Annotated in this window: 19 protein-coding genes; 3 read left to right on the top strand and 16 right to left on the bottom strand. The window is 47.6% G+C overall.

The window, feature by feature from the left end; all coding sequences use genetic code 11:
- Positions 1-96: 96 nt before the first annotated feature.
- Positions 97-1017, top strand: a complete 921-nt coding sequence (locus tag C7820_RS07040) for an MmyB family transcriptional regulator (protein ID WP_116230336.1) — start codon at positions 97-99, stop codon at positions 1015-1017.
- Positions 1018-1591: 574 nt separating this feature from the next.
- Here C7820_RS07040 and C7820_RS07035 read toward each other — a convergent pair.
- From C7820_RS07035 to C7820_RS06965, 14 genes are all read right to left on the bottom strand, one after another.
- Positions 1592-2275: a short chain dehydrogenase gene (locus C7820_RS07035; protein ID WP_220376641.1), complete on the bottom strand. Its 684-nt coding sequence runs from the start codon at positions 2273-2275 to the stop codon at positions 1592-1594.
- A 271-nt stretch (positions 2276-2546) separates the two neighbouring features.
- A complete protein-coding gene (locus C7820_RS33785) occupies positions 2547-2705 on the bottom strand; it encodes an NAD(P)H-dependent oxidoreductase (RefSeq protein WP_258875145.1) in 159 nt (52 codons plus the stop codon).
- A 162-nt stretch (positions 2706-2867) separates the two neighbouring features.
- Positions 2868-3221: a MarR family winged helix-turn-helix transcriptional regulator gene (locus C7820_RS07025; protein ID WP_258875144.1), complete on the bottom strand. Its 354-nt coding sequence runs from the start codon at positions 3219-3221 to the stop codon at positions 2868-2870.
- A gap of 716 nt (positions 3222-3937) precedes the next feature.
- Positions 3938-4819: a fumarylacetoacetate hydrolase family protein gene (locus tag C7820_RS07015; RefSeq protein ID WP_116230335.1), complete on the bottom strand. Its 882-nt coding sequence runs from the start codon at positions 4817-4819 to the stop codon at positions 3938-3940.
- 99 nt (positions 4820-4918) lie between these two features.
- On the bottom strand, positions 4919-5785 hold the full coding sequence (locus C7820_RS07010; RefSeq protein ID WP_116230334.1) for a class I SAM-dependent methyltransferase: 867 nt from the start codon (positions 5783-5785) through the stop codon (positions 4919-4921).
- Between the two features lie 488 nt (positions 5786-6273).
- On the bottom strand, positions 6274-7515 hold the full coding sequence (locus C7820_RS07005) for a Gfo/Idh/MocA family protein (protein ID WP_116230333.1): 1242 nt from the start codon (positions 7513-7515) through the stop codon (positions 6274-6276).
- Positions 7516-7547: 32 nt separating this feature from the next.
- Complete coding sequence (locus C7820_RS07000) at positions 7548-8369, bottom strand: sugar phosphate isomerase/epimerase family protein (RefSeq protein WP_116230332.1); 822 nt, start codon at positions 8367-8369, stop codon at positions 7548-7550.
- A gap of 38 nt (positions 8370-8407) precedes the next feature.
- Positions 8408-9577, bottom strand: a complete 1170-nt coding sequence (locus C7820_RS06995; RefSeq protein ID WP_116230331.1) for a dihydrodipicolinate synthase family protein — start codon at positions 9575-9577, stop codon at positions 8408-8410.
- 199 nt (positions 9578-9776) lie between these two features.
- Positions 9777-10928 (bottom strand): Gfo/Idh/MocA family protein, encoded by a 1152-nt coding sequence (locus C7820_RS06990; RefSeq protein WP_116230330.1) that lies wholly within the window; start codon positions 10926-10928, stop codon positions 9777-9779.
- A 258-nt stretch (positions 10929-11186) separates the two neighbouring features.
- On the bottom strand, positions 11187-12023 hold the full coding sequence (locus tag C7820_RS06985; RefSeq protein ID WP_116230329.1) for an AraC family transcriptional regulator: 837 nt from the start codon (positions 12021-12023) through the stop codon (positions 11187-11189).
- A gap of 242 nt (positions 12024-12265) precedes the next feature.
- The gene (locus C7820_RS06980; protein ID WP_116230328.1) at positions 12266-12901 is read right to left on the bottom strand and encodes a TVP38/TMEM64 family protein; all 636 of its coding nucleotides are present in this window, start codon (positions 12899-12901) and stop codon (positions 12266-12268) included.
- 245 nt (positions 12902-13146) lie between these two features.
- Positions 13147-13545 (bottom strand): hypothetical protein, encoded by a 399-nt coding sequence (locus C7820_RS06975; RefSeq protein ID WP_116230327.1) that lies wholly within the window; start codon positions 13543-13545, stop codon positions 13147-13149.
- Between the two features lie 65 nt (positions 13546-13610).
- Positions 13611-13820: a hypothetical protein gene (locus tag C7820_RS06970; RefSeq protein WP_116230326.1), complete on the bottom strand. Its 210-nt coding sequence runs from the start codon at positions 13818-13820 to the stop codon at positions 13611-13613.
- 141 nt (positions 13821-13961) lie between these two features.
- A complete protein-coding gene (locus tag C7820_RS06965; RefSeq protein ID WP_116230325.1) occupies positions 13962-14873 on the bottom strand; it encodes an AraC family transcriptional regulator in 912 nt (303 codons plus the stop codon).
- A gap of 173 nt (positions 14874-15046) precedes the next feature.
- Here C7820_RS06965 and C7820_RS06960 point away from each other — a divergent pair, with 173 nt between their 5' ends.
- Positions 15047-15886, top strand: coding sequence for an SDR family NAD(P)-dependent oxidoreductase (locus C7820_RS06960; RefSeq protein WP_116230324.1), 840 nt, complete (start codon positions 15047-15049; stop codon positions 15884-15886).
- A gap of 727 nt (positions 15887-16613) precedes the next feature.
- Here C7820_RS06960 and C7820_RS06955 read toward each other — a convergent pair.
- Complete coding sequence (locus C7820_RS06955; protein WP_116230323.1) at positions 16614-17468, bottom strand: patatin-like phospholipase family protein; 855 nt, start codon at positions 17466-17468, stop codon at positions 16614-16616.
- A 118-nt stretch (positions 17469-17586) separates the two neighbouring features.
- On the opposite strand from C7820_RS06955, the gene C7820_RS06950 reads away from it, so the two are divergent.
- A complete protein-coding gene (locus C7820_RS06950) occupies positions 17587-17979 on the top strand; it encodes a MerR family transcriptional regulator (RefSeq protein WP_116230322.1) in 393 nt (130 codons plus the stop codon).
- Between the two features lie 91 nt (positions 17980-18070).
- Here C7820_RS06950 and C7820_RS06945 read toward each other — a convergent pair whose 3' ends face one another.
- Entirely contained in the window at positions 18071-18979 is a 909-nt protein-coding gene (locus tag C7820_RS06945) for a phosphotransferase family protein (RefSeq protein WP_116230321.1), read from the bottom strand.
- Between the last annotated feature and the right edge of the window lie 45 nt (positions 18980-19024).

Genomic DNA, 19024 nt, shown 5'->3' with positions numbered 1-19024 from the left:
AACCCCAAATTGACAGGGGATTTACCTAGGAGTATAATTCTCTAACATCTTTTGACCAAGAGTAAAAATACACCTCCCGGAAAGAGGAGATGAACCATGATTCATTCATCCAATGCTCATATGGAGACAATAGTTCTTAAGGCGGTAATCGGTGAAATCGAAGCGGTCAGAAGCAAGCGCCAACAGCAATACCGCGAACTCGAGTCCCACCCGGAACTGAAACGATTTACTCAGCAAGAGCTAAACGATGTAGCCTTTACTTCGTATAAAAACATATTATCCGGCCGCTCAAGACGCATTCCAAGCCGGACGGCTATCATGGATATTGCCGATTATCTGGAGTGTACATCAGCAGAACGAAATGATCTTCTGCTTGCCGCAGGCTATATCCCGGAACATTACGAATTGGCGGGAACAGCTCTTAAACTAGCCTTAGAACAAGCCAAGCTGATCCTGCGCGGACTTCCTCTCCCCGCCTTCATTGCGACCCACAAGTTTGATATTACCGACATGAACCCCATGTTTCAGGGTTTGTATGGCGTGAGTTATGATACGCTTCACCTTGGTCGTTTTAATATGATCCACAATCATTTCAGTCCCGATTTACCCATTCGCAAACGGTCCACATTCAACGAGGAATCATTCCGGAAATGGGAATCTCATGCCATATACGGAATTCAGACCTTTAAGCTGAATAATATGTATTTTCGTCATGACGCTTGGTATCGCGACTTACTGCAAGATTTTAACCGATATGAAGAATTTAGAACTTATTGGGATTATGAAGCGGAGTCACCTGTAGACCCTATTTCCGAGCCAAAAATGCTCCTCGTTCGTAAAGGAGAAGATTCAGAATGGTTTCCCATTCGCGTGCGCCAGATCCACATATCCGTCAGCAGCTACATGTTTCCCCGAATTGAGGCTTTTTTGCCCGAAGACCTTCCGGCGAGACACATGTTTGAGTGGCTGGGTTGTCCCGTTGAATCTATGCTTGACCGCTATCAAGTGATAATCTAAACTTTGAACGGGCCATCCATTTGGCTAGCACAGAACATCAATCGTTAAACACAAAAAAGCCGCAGCTATGCGGCTTTTCAGCGTGTATGTTCTTGGCGTCTTCCAGAAGATCAAACTAATCTTGCCACCGCTCATTCGATTCCCGCATGGCTGCTGCAGAGGTTTTTTCCACGCTAATAACGGCAATGTCTCCGTGTCCGTTTCTCATTTATCCCTTCGTTAGCTCTCCCTATCTCTACAAGAGGCTCGCCTTTCGTAAATTACAGCTAAGAAAATTTCAGCTAACGTTCCGTAGTTTCTTTAAAACAACTTATTCGTATAAATGACGAGCATTATGACTAACAATTAACCTTACCGTTCGAATATTTTGCTCCTAAACCATTTCAAAACAATGTTAGTTAATTCTCTTGTATATCTCCAGTTCCGAAAACGGGGTTCTATATACACATCTCTCACAAATCCGTATTTTTGTACTTCTAGAAACAATAGCCACGTCTGCTTCGTAAATTTTGGAAAAATTAACATGGATCAAGGGTCAAGTGAATCGGTGAGCAAAATCCCCGATCTTATTTGACTACTTAAATAATTCATCTTCTAGCTGATTCAATGGTCGAATTGTTTGTCCCTGCATTGTACCTTCAATGGCCTGAACATAGGATTGTGCAACATCATACGCGGCTGTACCAGTTACGTTCTCCAAACCTAAGGTCGTTCTTTCCTCCGAATTCATCCTCTCCAGTGACTCTCTTACCCAGCCAGGGCTGATAATATTAACTCGAATTCCTCGCGGTAACTCCGGCGCAACAGCACGAACGAATCCATCTAGACCATTGTTCACAAAGGCGCCAACTGAGCTCCCAGGGATGAAGTTTTCGAACATATTACCGCTAGTGATGGTAATAGATCCGCCATCATTTAAATGATCGACAGCACGGAGCACGAGTGCAACCTGCCCTAATACTTTGTCTTTCAGCCCATCTATGAAGTCATCCTCGCTAAGAATTGAAAATGGAATTAGTTTACCACTGCCGGCAGTGACGACGACTGCGTCAATTTTACCAACCAATACGAACAATTTGTTTATTGTACTTAGATTCTCCAGATCGACTTGAAATTCCCCATTACGTGATGCAGTAATCACTTCATAATTTTTTTCTTCAAGAGCATGGACGACTGCGGCACCTATGGTACCAGTTGCTCCAATCACGAGAACTTTTTTTGTTGCTTTAGTTTCTGAATACATATGTTGGTTATTCATTTAAACACTCCTTTATGCTGAATATTTTATCGTGATCACATTCCTATGAGAGGGAAATCCACTTCCCTTCCATCTCCTCCAACTTCCTCCTAAGGCGGACCTGCGGATTTAGTTCTGCATTAGTAATATGCTTTACTTAGGCTTCAACACCATGAATGATTTCCTCCGCTTCAGCAACGACAACATTATGTTAAAAAAATGAGGCAGGTAATGCATCCCTGTCAAATTGGCCATTGCCTGAAGCGGTCTGGTCAGTTCGCTAATCGTGTATTTATGTGAAAACTTCATCTACCCACATTTTCATAAGAGGCGGCGTGCTGTACCCGTATAACGGGAACTGAAAGACGATTCTGTCGTGCGAGCGCAGCAGTTCTTGCTCGTGTTTAAAGTCTATGTTCTCATTTGGGTACTCCTTATAAAGGAAGTACACGGTTAATTCCTATGTCCGCTCGAGTTACTTTTTCCACCTTCTGTTAATCCGTGAACTTCCTAATTTAGGGTGAGCGATCAAGACAAGTACCTTCATCAAATGAACCTCCTTCTCTTAACGTCATACTTTAGTTGTACAACCAAAATAACTCCCCAAAAAATATTATTGCTCTAATTTCAAGCTGGTTGCGTAGAGCTGTTCTGTCAAAAATTTCGCCTCGTTTTCACCAAGTATCTCGCAGTACCGTTCGTATAGCTTGTTCCAACACTCCATGATCGTTTGATTCATATCTGTTCCCTCAGGCGTCAGTTTGACATTAGTTTTCTTACCGTCAATTTGCCTTTCAACCAATGCTTTGTTTTCCAGCTTATCTATTAGTCGGGTCAGTGTCGACGGCGTAATGTGCAGTTGCTCCGCCAAGTCTCTCTGGGAAATGCCGGGATCCTTGTATACCATCATCATGAGAAACGCATAAGTTGGACTGAGACCGGTAGAAACAAATGCCTCTTCAGCCATCCTTGAAATGGCCCTATATAGACGGGTAGCTGTGAAGTACATGCAATCCTTGAAAATCTTATCCTCCAATAACGATCACAATCCTCACATTTTTTAGTTGTACATACAAAATAAAGGATGATTCAGCTCATGTCAACCATAAATTTCCATCACATGTATTGCTTCACTATCCTGCCCGTTAGCTTAATGCTCTGAAGCCAGTTTAGCTCCAAATCTGGTTGACAACGAATCGAGTGCTATGTCCTCTTGCTAATTATTTGATCGTTCTCATCAAAACAACTTCTTCGTCTTCAGTTAAAAGCGTATGAATGTCACCTGGTAGCTCAAATATAAAAGTTCCTGGGACAGCAATCCATTCACGCCTTTCTCAAATTATCCAGCAAGCACATCTGTGATTGATAGTTCTTTTCAACCACGGTTAACCATATAAGTTCTTATCTTTTTCGGCAAACGATATATGTTCTTGTCGCCTTACAATATGGATTTTTATGTCATAAATATCATGTTTGAAATGGGTGAAATTCGAAAATTTCGGCGACTTATTCGTGTCAGCGCTTTTCATTAACTTCATCTCAATCGATTTCATTGCAAGTTTCGGGTAAATTCTGACTGGGGTGGTGCTTTCGGGAATCTATAAGCAAGCGCCGCTTACGATGGCAAAAAGGGACCCGCTGCTGGCTCAGGTGCTGCGTCGGGTCCCTTATTCAAGTGCTGGCTTATTCGGATATCATGCGGTTCGTGAGGCTGCCCAGCTTCTCGATATTGATCGTGACGATGTCGCCGGCCTTTAAGTACACCTGTTTCTCTGGCGGTTTGCCGAGCACGACGCCTTCCGGCGTCCCGGTCAAAATAATGTCGCCGGGCATGAGCGTCATATGGTGCGAAATGTAGCTGACGATCTCGTCGCAGCGGAAAATCATGTCCGACGTGTTGGAATGCTGTCGCACTTCGCCGTTTACTATGCACTTGATGTCTAATGCGTTCGGATCGCCGACCTCGTCCGCCGTAACGAGGTACGGCCCGAGCGGCGAAAATTTGTCGCACGACTTCCCGAGCAGCCACTGCTGAGTACGCATCTGCAGGTCACGTGCAGACAAATCGTTGGCGGCACAGTAGCCGAATACGTAGTCCAGCGCCTCTTCCTTGGCGACATATTTGGCCGTCTTGCCAATCACGATAACGAGCTCGGCTTCGTAGTCAACTTTCTGCGATGTGCGCGGCAGCGGCACGTCTTCGCCGTCACCAGCCAACGTGTTGCTGAATTTGCTGAACAGAATCGGAGACTCCGGGATTGGCGCGTTTGTCTCCTCGGCGTGTTTGCGGTAATTAAGGCCGACGCAAATGATTTTGTTCGGGTGTGTAACACACGGTCCGAGCTTGAGACCAGATTTTCCGAGCAGGACGTCGCTGCAAGACGCCAGAGTGCGGTTAACTGCTTGCTGCAACGTCCGTATCGCTTCCTCACCGCCTTCGATCACTTCGTGCACGGTGCGCGGTCCCGGGCCGTCACCAAGCGCCGCCGCAACGTCGACGATGCCTACCTCGGTAGCGACACCAAGGCGGTATGTATTACCTTCAAGATAGGTTAGCAGTTTCATTGGTTATGGTCCTCCCTAAGCATTTTTTCCGAAGACGAGGACGCCATCGATGTAGAGTGGCAAGCCCATCATGAACTTCGGTTCTATCGTTTCCGTTAGTTAATTCAATTCACAAATAAAAGCCGCAACTGGTTTTGAAATGATCAATTCTCCCCCACATGATTCAATTTTTTGTCTAGTTAGAGTAAGGAAAGTGTGTGAGATTGCTTCCCGTTGTTCGCGACTTAATGATTTGTCATGAAAAGGACCTTGATAGAGTTGAGTTGCCATATAGTATTTTAGCACAGGCTCAGGATCTGTTACCTTGAATCCTGCCTCATAAGTTAATAGTTCTACTCGATTAAAGTGCTCTAACAGTATGGCCTCTCCATTTTCTAAGGAAAAAGGAATCGGATCTTCTTTAATTTCAAATGGTATATGTAACTGATGCATTGTCTCCTGATGCAGTTCGAAGAATTCAGGCATCCCTCGGCTGCTATTAGTCGTAGCTAAAAATTGTCCTGTATTTCTTAAAACTCTGCTAATTTCCTTCAATCCTTTTTTCAAATCAGGTAGATGGTAAAGCATGTGATTAGCCATGACGACATCAAACTCATCAGAAAGAAACGGCAATTTCTCAGCGTCAGCAATCATGTGGAGGATAGGTAGCCCTTCCTGTTCTGCCTGAATACGTGCTGAATTCATAACTCCTTCTGTTAGGTCACAACAAACCATAAACCCGCCATTATTCTTCAAAATTTTACTGGTGGGGATCGAGAACCTCCCATTCCCTGTTCCAATATCAAGAACGCGTTCACTACCCAACAAGTTAAGCTTATCTATTGTCCAAGTTTCAAACTTTTCTTTTGATATTCCGTATTTACCCATGACCTCATACTTAGCACTAAGATTATTACCTGTGTTATAAATTAATTGTATGCTTTCTTTATTTTGTGAATTCTCGTAGTAGTTCCGGACTTGACTCATTTTCTCGCCCTCCTAACCGTACTTTAATTGTTCACAATTTCAATATAAATTAAATTCTTAATAAAAGTTAGGGGGTGAATTTGTCGATATTCCTGTAGTCTAATTAGCACTATCCTGCTTGATAGCTTTATGTCTGAAGCCAGTTATAGATTTGTTACTCCTTCTTTGCGGGCATCAGCTTATCGTACTCGGTTCTACTTTGAACCCTGCTCAGCCACGTATAATATGCTTTAAAACTACAATATCTTTAAAACAAAAAAGCCGCTGTTTAGCGGCTTTTAAGCGTGTATGTTCTTGTCGTCTTACAACCATATCATCATTCTTCTGTTTTAATATTACATAAAATGAATTTTTAATGCATGTAACATGGTCGGCTTCCCCTTGCAACAAGAAACCCCATCTTTAACTGTGTTGGAATCTCGATTTATGGTTTATCTTTAGATTAAACCTCGAATATTGTAAAAAAGAAGAGCCTTGAAGGAACGCCTCTAATTGGTCGGTCTACCGTTATTTGTGCGCATATTGGCAGGCAGCTCGAATCGGCTGTAGCCCTCCATCCGGAACAGCCGGGTCGGGGTCGCCCAAGGAAGCGGATATTCACTGTACAGCTGCCGCTTCGCTGCCGCGTCTCTCATCTTCTCGGATAAGCTGGGCAGCAGGCGCACCGTGGAATCTCCATCCTCCCGCTCGGTCACGAATCGGCCGGGAATGGCACGAACGGCGCGAGCCGACTCATAGGCACCGTTGGATACCAGCACGAAGCTTCGGCTTGCCTTGAGCGGCGAGAAGAGTGGTTTCCCTGGGGTTTCGATCGCTTCCATCAGGTTCAGATACATGCTGCACATCAAATCGGTCGGACCAAACGCCAAATCCTCTTCGGCGTCCTGTGCGCGAATGGTCAGCTTGTTCTGGTAATTCCAATGCGCTTCCCCTCGCGTGCCGTACACGGCAATCGAAGGCACTTCGCTTACTTCGTTACAAAGCATGGCGTAAAAATGAACGCTCACACCGTTAGTCATGACGGCGCGAATACAGGAGACATCGTCCCCCTCGATGTCATTGACGTGGTAAAGCTCGGCCTGCACCGATTCCGGGTACAAGTCTGCGGCGCCTCCTCCGGCCGCCAGCAAGCTATGGTGCAGCAAGTGGGCGAACGGATTGTTGAACGTCCCGTCCAGCACATACTGGCCGTCGCTGACTAGTTTGCCGGCCCAGCGGGTTCGATCGTAGTAAGAGCGAAGACGTTTCCACATGCCGATGCCGACCACCTGCTCCACCTGCCCGAGCACACCGGAGCCGATCCTTTCCAGCAGCGTTCGGAACGCCTGGCCCGACGTATTCTGGAAGTTCACCTGGCACAAGCGCCCGGTCTCCAGCTGCACCGCGATCATCTCGTCCAAGTCCTGAATCGTTACCGCCGGGGGCTTCTCGACCAGCACGTGAAAGCCCATCCGCATCACCTGGATGCACATCGGCTTGTGGGAGGAGATCGGCGTGACGATGACGACGAAATCGATATCCGGATGCAGCGTGAGCATCTGCACGTAGTCTATATAATGGACGGCCCCAAGCGCGGTCAGCTTGCCGTAAGACTCCTGATGAGCGCCGACATTCGGCTCCGCAAAAGCAGCAACCTGCAGGCTACCCTCTTCGACCAGCTTCTGCATGACTTTCACATGTTCAGCGCCGAATCCCCCGATCCCGATCAGCGCGGTGCGACAAATCTTCACATTCCTTCCCTCCAAAGCTGCAAATTTATAATTCATACATGCTGCAAATAACGTTCCTTGATGAGCGTGAGCGCCTTGTCTCCCGGCATATCCCATACCTGCCGGTTGAAGATTTCCACCTCGATCGCCCCTACGTAACCGGCCGCTTCAACGGCATGACGCATCCGGCGCAACTCGATAAAGCCGTCCCCCATCATTCCTCTGCCCATCAGCAGGTCGGGTACCGGCACGATCCAATCGGAGACGTGAAAGCCGAGTATACGCCCCCTGGCCCGCTCAATTTGCGCGTACAGCTCGGGATCCCACCAGACGTGGAACGCATCGACGACGACGCCGACGTCTTGCGGGTCGTGCTGCTCCGCGAGCGTGTTGGCTTGCGCCAGCGTATTGATGACGGAGCGTTCAGCGGCGTACATCGGGTGCAAAGGCTCAATGCCGAGCTTGACTCCGTGCGATCGGGCGAACGGCACAAGTTCCGCGATCGCTTCTTCGACCGTCATGCGGGCGAAATCGATATCCCGGTCTGGCGCCGGTCCGCAAACGAGCACGAGCACATCGGTGCCGAGCTCGGCCGCTTCCTCGACAGCGCGGCGATTGTCGTCCATCCGCTCTTTGCGCGCAGGCGCGGTGGCCGCCGGAAAATAACCCCCACGGCACAGGCTAGAGACGCGCAGGCCTGCGTCCCGCACAAGCCGCTTGCTCTCGGCAAGGCCGGTTTCGGCCACTTTATGCCGCCACAGCGCTATCCAAGGCACTTCGGCTCGAACGCATGCTTCCACGGCCTCACGCATATTCAGCCGATCGGTCGTAATCTGGTTCAAGCTGAGTCTGTCTATGGAACGAAGCGGTTCCATACTGATCCCTCCTTGATTTCAAACATCTCTATAAATGATTACGGCCGAATACCCGCCAGCGCCAAGACAGGCTTCATCCGTTCGGCGGCAAGCTCCGGATCGGCCAATAGCCCGGCCCTGTCGGCAAGCACGAACAGCTGGGCCAAATGGACGATCGAGCGCGATCCCTCCGCTCCCCCGATCATGCGGAAATGCGGTTGGTGGCCGTTCAAGTAGGCCATGAACACAATTCCCGTCTTGTAGGCGTATGTCGGCTTCTGGAAAATATGACGCGACAAGGCAACGGTAGGCTCCATAATCGCCTCATAACTGACCAGATCGCCTGCGTCTAGCGCATGAAGCGCCTGGGCGGCGGCCGGCGCGATCGCGTCGAATATGCCGAGCAGCGCATGGCTGTAGCCCTGCTCATCACCCTTGATCAGTTCCGGGTAGTTGAAGTCGTCGCCGGTGTACATCTTGACGCCTTCCGGCAGCAGCCGGCGCATCTTGATTTCTTTGCCGGCATCGAGCAGCGAGATTTTAATCCCGTCGACCTTGTCCGCGTTTGCCCGAATGACGCGCAAACAAACGTCCATCGCCTCGTCCAGATCGTTCTTGCATCCCCAATAGCCGGCCAGAGCGGGATCGAACATGTCGCCAAGCCAATGCAGAATGACCGGCTGTTTCACCTGTCCCAAAATGCGCCCATACACCCGCTCGTAGTCTTCGGGCCCTTTCGCGCAGGCGGCAAGCCCGCGGCTCGCCATCAGAATGACTTGACCGCCCTCGCCTTCGATGAAGCCGACTTGCTCTTCATAGGCGGCTTCCACGTCGGCGATCGTGACCGACGGTCCCGGAAACAGATGGTCGGTTCCCGCGCCGCAGGCGATTTTGCCGCCGACCGAGCGCGCTTCCGCGATCGAAGCGCGGATAAGCTCCTTCGAGCGGTTCCAGTCGAGGCCCATGCCGCGCTGCGCGGTATCCATCGCTTCCGCCACGGCCAGACCGAGCGACCACAAATGGTGCCGGTAGGCGAGCGTCGAGTTCCAATCAATCTGCGAATGATGCAGCGGATCTGCGTCCGCAAACGGATCGCAGACGACATGGGCGGCCGAGAAGGCGATGCGGCCCGTAAACGGCTTGGCCGGTACGGAGAACGAGCCTGCTTTGCCCGGAGTATATTCATACAACGTTCCCCCTGCACGGGGGAGGAGCAGCGATTTGGCCATCTGTATTCCCCTCCTTAAGAGGTAATTAAAAAATCGGCTTTTGATCACGAAGTATAGCTATGAAGCTTACTCGACGTCGAATCTTGAATTCAGCCGGGCCTTCCGCTACTCACGTAGGCTAACCTACGCTGCGTTGCTCAGTCCCTAGCTTCATCCAACCTTCTCGGTGCTGAAAAGCCGATTTTTTTAGTATTTATTTTTACAGGCTCAGCTTCGGCACGTCGATCCAGCGGCGTTCCTGCCATGACTGCAAGCTGAGATCGGCAAGCTGGGTGCCCTTCGCGCCTTCGAGCAAATCCCACGGAAACGGCGTACCGATGACGACATGCTTCAAGAAGAGTTCCCATTGCACCTTGAACGCGTTGTCGTATGACGCGTTGTCCGGCACCTCCACCCATTGGTCACGGAACTGGAACGGGTTCGGAATGTCCGGATTCCATACCGGCTTCGGCGTATTGACCCGGTGCTGCGTCTTGCAGCCCCGCAAACCCGCCACGGCGCTGCCTTCGGTGCCGTCGACCGTCACCGTGAGCAGATCGTCGCGGTCTACGCGCACCGCCCAGGACGAGTTAGCCTGCACGATAATGCCGCCTTCCAGCTCAAATATGGCGTACGCCGCATCGTCCGCCGTGCATTCATACGGAACGCCCTGCTCATCCAGACGTTTCGGAATATGTGTAGCGGCAAGACAGGAGACAGCCTTCACTTCCCCGAACAAATTCTCGAGAACATAGCGCCAGTGTGCAAACATGTCGACGATAATACCGCCGCCGTCTTCCTTGCGGTAGTTCCACGATGGCCGCTGACCCTGCTGCCAGTCGCCCTCGAATACCCAATAGCCGAACTCCATTCGCACGGACAGGATACGCCCGAAGAAGCCAGAGTCGTTTAAGCGTTTCAGCTTGAGCAATCCTGGTAAAAACAGCTTGTCTTGCACGACGCCGTTTCTCACCCCGGCCTCAGCGGCGAAACGGGCCAGTTCAAGAGCCCCTTCCAAATCGACGGCCGTCGGCTTCTCGCAATAAATATGCTTTCCCGCGGCGATCGCCTGCTTGATGCTTTCGGCGCGGCGCACCGTCGTCTGGCTGTCGAAATAAATTTCATAATACGGATCGGCGAGGCATGCTTCAAGATCGGTACTCCAACGTTCGACGCCGTGGGCAGCGGCCAACGCCTGCATCTTGCTCTCCTGCCGGCCGACCAGAATCGGGTCGGGCATGATGACGTCTCCGTCCGGTAGCGCGACGCCCCCTTGCTTGCGAATCGCAAGAATTGAACGGACCAAATGCTGGTTGGTTCCCATCCGTCCGGTAACGCCGTTCATAATAATGCCGATATTGCGAACTGCCATCTTTCATCGCTCCCTTCGCTTCGTATAACCGTATTGTAGTCGATGCGAAACCGCTTTTCTTACGATTACGGGAACACAATTCTCAATTTTGGAAGCGAATTATTCAAGCGAAAAACAAAACCCCCGCCGGCGCTTATCCGATGAGGGATGAAGGGAAAATATGTTTCGATCAATTGGACGGACGTCCTTTGCTCGTTATCTTGTGCGTTTGATCGCACATTGTGCTCTCGCTTGTCCATTTGACGGAAGGATCCCTGCCTACTCAGCTTGCGCGGGCGTGTTCAGCTCCCGGTACGCCTTTGGCGACAGCTTGGCGACAGCTTTGAACGACCGGTAAAACGTAGAAACGGAATCGTAGCCGACCTCGAAGCAGATCGAAATAATGTCCTTACCCGTTTCCACCAGCAACTTCTGGGCGACGCGGATGCGTACCTCGGTCAAATATTGCATCGGTGTCATGTTGTACCGTTCCTTGAAAATGTTGTTCACGTGCCGCGTGCTGATGTCCAGCTTGGAAGCGATGTCCCCCGCGGTCAGCGGATCAAAATACTTCGAATCGATATAGCTGCGAATTTTCTCGGCACGCAGCTTGTTGGAGCTGGAGCCCGCTCCGGCGGCCTCCGTTTCGGACGATCGAACCAGCAAGAGCAGCAGCTGGGACAGCTGGACTTTGAGCGAAAGCCGGACGAGCTGCGACAGCTCCCTGGACTGCTCGAACAGCATTTTCCTCAGCAGCTGGCGCAGTTCGCTTGCAGCAAACAATCCCGGCTTCATCAGGCAGGAGGCCGGAAAGTAGGCGTGGAGCAGCTGCGCCCTCATATCCGGATCGAGGACTGCCTCGTCAAACGCCAACACTAACAAGGTCAGCCTGAAGTCCGACATGACGGAGTGGACGGAATATGGAACGATCAGCGCCGTATCGTCGACCGTAAGCTTCCGTACTTCACCCCCTAGCCTGATCGTACCTTCCCCTTCCAGCACAAATAGCAGCTGGTACGTCTGGTGATAGTGCTCGGACACGAGATGCCCGCCCCTATGTTTCTGCTCGTATAAGTCTATCGCATTCCTGGACAAGTCGATCCATTTCAACGTCACGGCGAAGCCCCCGTTTTTTTGAGCGTTACATTTAAAGCCATTTTAGCGCGATCGGCGGTTTCTATACAACCTTTTAGAATATGTGAAGCTGACATGAACATTTATCGTTTGTACAAAAATAGCCGCAGTTACGCGGCTAATAAGCGTGTACGTTCTTGCGTCTTACACGACCAAATCAATCTGGCAGCATACCCCTTCATTGTTCTAATATTTATAATCTAACTCCAAGTTCTCTCTCCGCTTTATTCCATTGTGTTCGATGGCTCGGATTCCACAGCTGCCGAGGACGTAAAATAGGCCTGCAGCCTCCGGTTCAACCATATGGAAGCCGCAATAAACAACGCTACTCCGATTAACTTGACGGGCTGGGCAATAAAATCGGACAGATGCATTCCGATATAGGAAACGCAGAATACCATGACACCTTTGCCTAGAGTTACGGCTGCCGCAAAGGAAACTGTCGGCATTCGCGTTAATCCGGCGGCCATGTTTATGACGACGAACGGTCCTATCGGGAGCATGCTCAAGAGAAATACGAAGCTAAACCCGTTCCTCTGTGCCCATACCATGGCCATCCGTACTTTGGGCCTGACCGCCCAGCGTTGAATAAATGGTGTATCCGACGCTTTGCGAAAAAGCCAAAACGTAAGAAAACTGCCCGTTACAAGGCCGATCCACGAATATAAAAAACCCAGCCACAATCCATAGATGGCGGCATTGGCGCCGACAATCATAATAGTAGGCAGTGGCGGAACGAAAGACTTTAGAAAAGTTAGCAGAATGCCTGGCAGTGGCCCCAGCGAGCGGAAACGTTCCAAAAGGAGCTCGATGTTTTGCTCCGTAAAATACTCCATTATACTGATCTCAGCGCCTAACATAGAATGTGTTTCCCCCTATAACTCCAAGTGATTTCATTATAACTCTATATGATGCTCTTATTTTCTAAGGTAGCAGAAGTTCTGTCCGCATCATTGTACTATTCATATCTTAACTGGAAACGGGTATCCCGTTGCTCTAAAATATAGAGCTTTTTTGATGCTATTCGGTAGAGGTAAGGGTCACACCTGGAATTTCACGGTCTTTCACTTTTACCCGGCAGTCGGTACAATACAATGCTCCCAGGTTAATGAATACTTTTATATTCTTGAACAAAATCAATCGGCAGCATAGGTTCATCAGAAGCGGCTACTCGTTGCAGCTCTTTTAACCAGTTCATTGATTGTTCATCCAAATCTGACACATCGTTTGCTTGATGAAAATAAATATACAGCAATGCATAACGAAGTTTAATTACATCTTGTAAATGTACTATTTCTTCTTCTTGGATTGTATTTTCCTTTAGATATCCTTTTATAAAATGGCGGAAAAACAATCTATAATATTCCGTTTTATTTTCAAATTCCTTATACGGAAAAAAAGTCCCAGGCTTGTCATTTAAACGCCGGATTACTCCATTCATAACCCTTTGTGGCATGATGGATTTTCCCCATAAATTCGCCCCATTTTTCATAAAGCGATTCATTCCAATCTTCACCTGACACTTCTTTTCCAAGAGACATTTCGTCAGTCCTTTATTCGACAAAAAGTTTAAAATTCAATTTCTCCCCGTATATTATTCATTGATCTTCTAATTGTATGTGAGATTTTTAATATGAAAAATGCATTGTTTTTCTGGTATTCATAAACAAAACATTCATAACCGCCCAATAAACGAACACTGTCATTATTAATGTCATATCGCTTTATTGCTTCGGTAAGGATCTCTTCAGTGAATTGCTCTTTAATTTCTCGTATCATTTTCTATGCCTTCTTTCATTCATAATTTAAGTAATTGCATAGCTTTTCAAATGATCCTAACCGTCAATTACGGTTAACCAAAGATGAAAGGTCCCGAGCAGTGCGAAGAAGCTCGGGACCTAAGTTTAATCAACTGATCTTTTAACTAGTAGACAGATTAGTTGTGGACTGCATCCGTAAAATATCGGTAGTCGGAGGACACCCAAATAATCGGGCATATTCGCGACTGAATTGAGAAGGACTTTCGTAGCCGACATGAAATGCGACATCTGCGACGTTGTATTTATCAGTTATTAAAAGTCGCCGCCCTTCTTGTAATCGCAGCTGTTTCTGATATTGAACGGGTGTCATCGCAGTGACTTGCTTGAAATGTCGATACAGAGATGAAGTACTCATATTGGCGATCTGCGCTAATTCATTAATACGTAAAGGTTTGTCAAAGTTTGTTTTAATCCGTTCTACGACCTCTGCAATTGTTGCAAAATGACTACCAGATGTAGCAATTTGCTTGAAAACATCCCCCTCCTTTTCAGTAAGTAACCTATATATGATTTCCTTAATTATTAATGGTGCTAGCGCTAAAATATCTCTTGGTGTATCCAATAGTCTTACTAGCCGAATCACTGCATCAAGAAGATTCATGTTCATTTTACCAACAAATAAACTTCTCGGATAATGCTCTACGCTTTCTGGTAACAGATGGGTCTCCTTCATGATTTCAAAAATCTCTCCTGCATCAAGATCAAGCCTGATTGACAAAAAGGGAGCTTCCGGCGAAGGTTTGATCACCTGCCCCGATATAGGCACGTCTAAAGACACAGCTAAATAATCGCTAACACCGTATTTGTAACTCTCATTGCCCAGAATGATTATTTTTTCACCTTGGGCAACAATGCATAAGGAGGGCTTTTGAATCCTACATATTGGGACCATTGCTTTGGAGTCTTGGATGAGATGGAGCGAAGGAATTAGAGTTTTATGGTCCCCATCTTTTCCTGTAAACTTTTTGATGAGTCCCGCTAACTCTTGTTGTTGCAAAGCGATTTCGGTCACACGGAACACCTCTGCTCTAATATGATGTCTCTCATGCTTTTAAATATAAAGTAAAGCATTGCGTTTGTTAATAGGATGACAAGAATAGGCATAATGTTGAAAGTTTTCTTATACAAGTCAGAGCACGTGCTGATACATAATAAACACATCTTAAATGAAAGGTGGAGATATCATTGCTGGATCAAAAGGTATGGTATGTTACAGGGGCTTCGAAAGGTCTTGGACTTGCTCTTGTAAAAAAGTTGTTAAGTAACAATTACCGGGTCGCTGCTACATCAAGAAACTTAGAGGAGCTAAAACGAGCTGTTGGCCAAGTCCCAGAGGGTCGTTTTTTGCCACTGCAAGTGGATCTGAAAAGTTCCGAGTCTATTGATCAATCCGTTAAATTGGCATACGAATATTTCGGACAAATCGATGTAGCGGTCAATAACGCCGGATACGGAATTGGAGGAGCGATAGAGGAACTTTCCAAACAAGAGATCATGTCAAACTTTGAAGTGAATGTGTTTGGCAGTATTTACGTGATCCAAAGTGTCTTACCCTACATGAGGGCGAAACGCTATGGCCACATCATTAATATTTCATCCATCGCTGGAGTTGCTCCGCACACGGGATGGAGTATTTATGCGGCCACAAAGTCGGCTATTATTGGGATGTCTGATGTGTTAGCCCAGGATGTTAGATCTATGGGCATTAATGTAACGGTTGTTGCGCCGGGGGGATTTAGAACTGAGTTTAACTCAGCCGAATCTCTTGTTGTCGCGGATTATAAAATAGCGGATTATTTTCCTCTCCACGAAGGTATTAAACAATTTGCAGCAAATCATGGCAAGCAACTTGGTGATCCGGAAAAGGCTGCTGAAGTTTTTATCGAGCTGGTAGAATCCAATAATCCACCGACCTGCTTATTTCTAGGATCTGACGCATTCCAGCGAGCAACCGAAAAATATAACAAGCTGCTTGAAGATATGCAGGCAAATAAGAAAATAAGTGAACGAACGGATAGTAACTAATCTTCGTTATCAATAACCGTTGTAGTCATTGATTGGTTGACGCTCATTTAATGAGCGTTTTTTTCTGCTTGCACATGTAGCTAGTTGCATACTTTATTTGAGCTTATCCAGATCGATGGAACGGGCAGTCGGAAATAAAATGGGTATGGTAAATAAGCATCGAATCAGAAGATGGCGGCGTTTCAATCGGCTCATCCCGGATGTACGGCTAATTCTGTAAAGCACAGCCTGCAGTGCCTCATCCCGGCTCTTTATATTTCCTAGCTGCTTTTGAATGCGTAAAAAAAGCAGCCGACCAAAAAGCCGGCTGCCCTTAAATGTCTTCATTGATCTATTGTACCCGTTAGCTTAACGGTCACCGTGGAAGCCTTTTGGATTTAAATTACAAACCGGGCTTAAATAGTTTTTTCAAAGCTTTTCTTGCGTATACTCCTTCTCCTTCAGACCACTTATTCATGTTTCGAAAATAGCGATGAGGCAAGCATTTTCTCCTCCGCTCATTACTTTAAAGGGACGATCAAAAAAGTATGAAACTTCATCAGGAATCTTTTCAGGTCCTCTTATTTCCCGTAAACAAGACGTGCAGATCAACCGGCCCTTGAAAAAGCTTAATGCTCCGATAGATTTGCAAGATAAGCACCTTTCCTCGTCGGCTGTACTTAAATATAAGATAAACGAGCGAAATCGCCGCCATCTTTTGTCCGTTAGGAAAGAAAGAAACGGCTTCTTACCATATAGCCAGAACGGCTTCGGCGCTGGCGCATCCCTGCTCCCGCCCGGCGATCGCTGCTACGCTGCGGCGGGCCGGGTCGTATGGATTTGGACCGATGGCCACAACGCTGCGTTCATCGGGTGTTATGAGATAAACGTCCGCGCTTGTACGCATGCTTGCCGCATCTTCCGCCGCTCCCGGGATAGAGCCATAACCATTGGGCATCGGGGAGAGAATCAGGATCCGTTCGTAACCTTCAGCCAGCCTTGAATTGGTCGTGGACACCATTCCTCCGTCGGTCCATAAGCGGTCACCGATCGATACAAGCGGCCAAATTCCCGGAACGGCCCCGCTGGCCGACACGGCATCGAGTAAAGAAACTCCCGATTGATGATCGAAAGTATGAAGTTGCCCGGTATCGGCATCGATGGCGGTCACCTTAAGATTCGCCGGCCATTTTCTGGTCACAAGGCGACTCTCGACCACGGTGCGCCGCTGTTCAGGCGATACGGGGGAGGGAGTATTTTTGGCGATTAGGCCGAATTCTGCCCCGACTTTTCGCGGATCGCTTCCTCCCGTGGCAAATGCCCGATACCACGCTTGCCTCAATTCATCGGAAGCGGCGACCGGTAACTCGGCCGAGTTCGCCTCCGACTGGGCGGCAAACAGATTATTCATGTCGTACCCACTGGCCAGGGCTGCTCCGACAAAGGCACCGGCGGACGTTCCGATGATCACGTCAGCTCGATGGAGGTCTACTCCGGATTCGAGCAGTCCCGCTAAGACGCCAACCTCCCATGCGATCCCCGTCACGCCACCGCCCCCCAAAACTACAGCTCTGGTCGGTGAATTCCTTTTCTGTGTGTTCATTCACAGCTCCTCCTTCTGATCGACTATTGTGCCAATAGGTTTGACAAGGTTCCATTAGACCTCTAAAGTATAAACTATAAAGTATACTTGAAGGTCAAGCCTTGCGCGGGAGGAAAGTATGAAAATTCATGTGCTGGCGCAGAAGACCGGGATAAATCCGCCGACCATTCGTTATTACGAGAAAGAAGGATTGCTGGATAGACGCCACGTTGAGCGCAGGGACAATAATTATCGCGACTATACCGAGGAAGCGGTCGAACACCTTTTACTGATTAAAAGGGTTCAGGCTGCGGGTTTTACGATAAGGGAAATCAAAGTTGTTTTAAAGGAAGAAGACGGGAACAAACTTGAGCTCTCCCGGGCCATTGAATTTTTGCAGAAGAAGATGAAGGAAATGGACCATAGGAAAAGAGAATTGGAACAATCGCAGTCTCTTCTCTCCCGGATGCTAGACAACAAATTGGCGCTGCTGGCGAAGAAGGGAACCGAAGATGGGAACAGTATTAAATAAACCGTTGCCGTAATGAAGCACAAAAAGCCGCAGTTACGCGGCTTTTAAGTGTATATGTTTTTGTCGTCTTACATTACCATCTTCGATTTGTTTAACGATTTATGTTATTGTGTCGGATAGTATAACCTACTGTTTTCCTTAAAGTATAGATATTTTCCTGAAGAAACCTCTCGTTTTTTTCAATTCCTCTGTTTTTACACCAAACAACAGCACCGAACGCATCGTAAAAATCATAAAATGGCAGCACTTTTTCCAGAGCCAACATGGGCCGAATCGTCTGATATCCTTCAATGTAGGGTAATTTAGTTCTCGGATTGACTTCCCATATGTATCGATTGACTTTGGTAAAATCTATTTCAGAGGATCCCCCACGGGCACTCTCAAAATCAATAATGCCTGTAACCTTGTTACCGTTCACCAAAATGTTACCCGGTCTAAAATCCATATGAACGATACATGGCCCATCGGGATTTGGTAAAGCGAAGAAAACGCCATCAAAATGATGGATACATTTTTCATACAGTTCTGGATCAAGGATCTCTTTACACGGCTCTCTCCACTTTTCAAAATTACTTTTGATATGTAGTCTCCAGTTATTTGGGTCAAGAAACTTAAAACCATTGGTTGTATGATAACCAAAACCTGGGGTCTTTACCTCATGCAGCATTGCATGATACACACCGATTTGAAAAGAAAGTCCCTCATCAATATCTTCTGTACAGGGCATACCTTGAATCGCCGAAAGAAGCAATGCTCCAGTATTACTTTCATCACCATACCAAATGTCCAACACCTTAGGAACAGGGATGACTCCTTTCAATGTTTCAAGTATCTGAAATTCACGAAATAGTTTATCCTTGTTAAATGGAATTTTTACATAAACGTTTTCTCCGCTAGCAAGAGTAAGTTTGTATACATCTGAACTAAATGACTCTGGAACATCTTCTATATTCGAGACGGTCAATTTTAGCTTTTCTATAACATTAAGAATGGAACTCATTTGGTACCCCCTGTTTTAGATAGCAAGTGATATTCGTTGCCCCGT

The sequence above is a fragment of the Paenibacillus sp. VMFN-D1 genome (assembly GCF_003386155.1).
Classification (GTDB): Bacteria; Bacillota; Bacilli; order Paenibacillales; family Paenibacillaceae; genus Paenibacillus_AQ; species Paenibacillus_AQ favisporus.
This window is presented reverse-complemented; position numbering and strand designations above follow the sequence as displayed.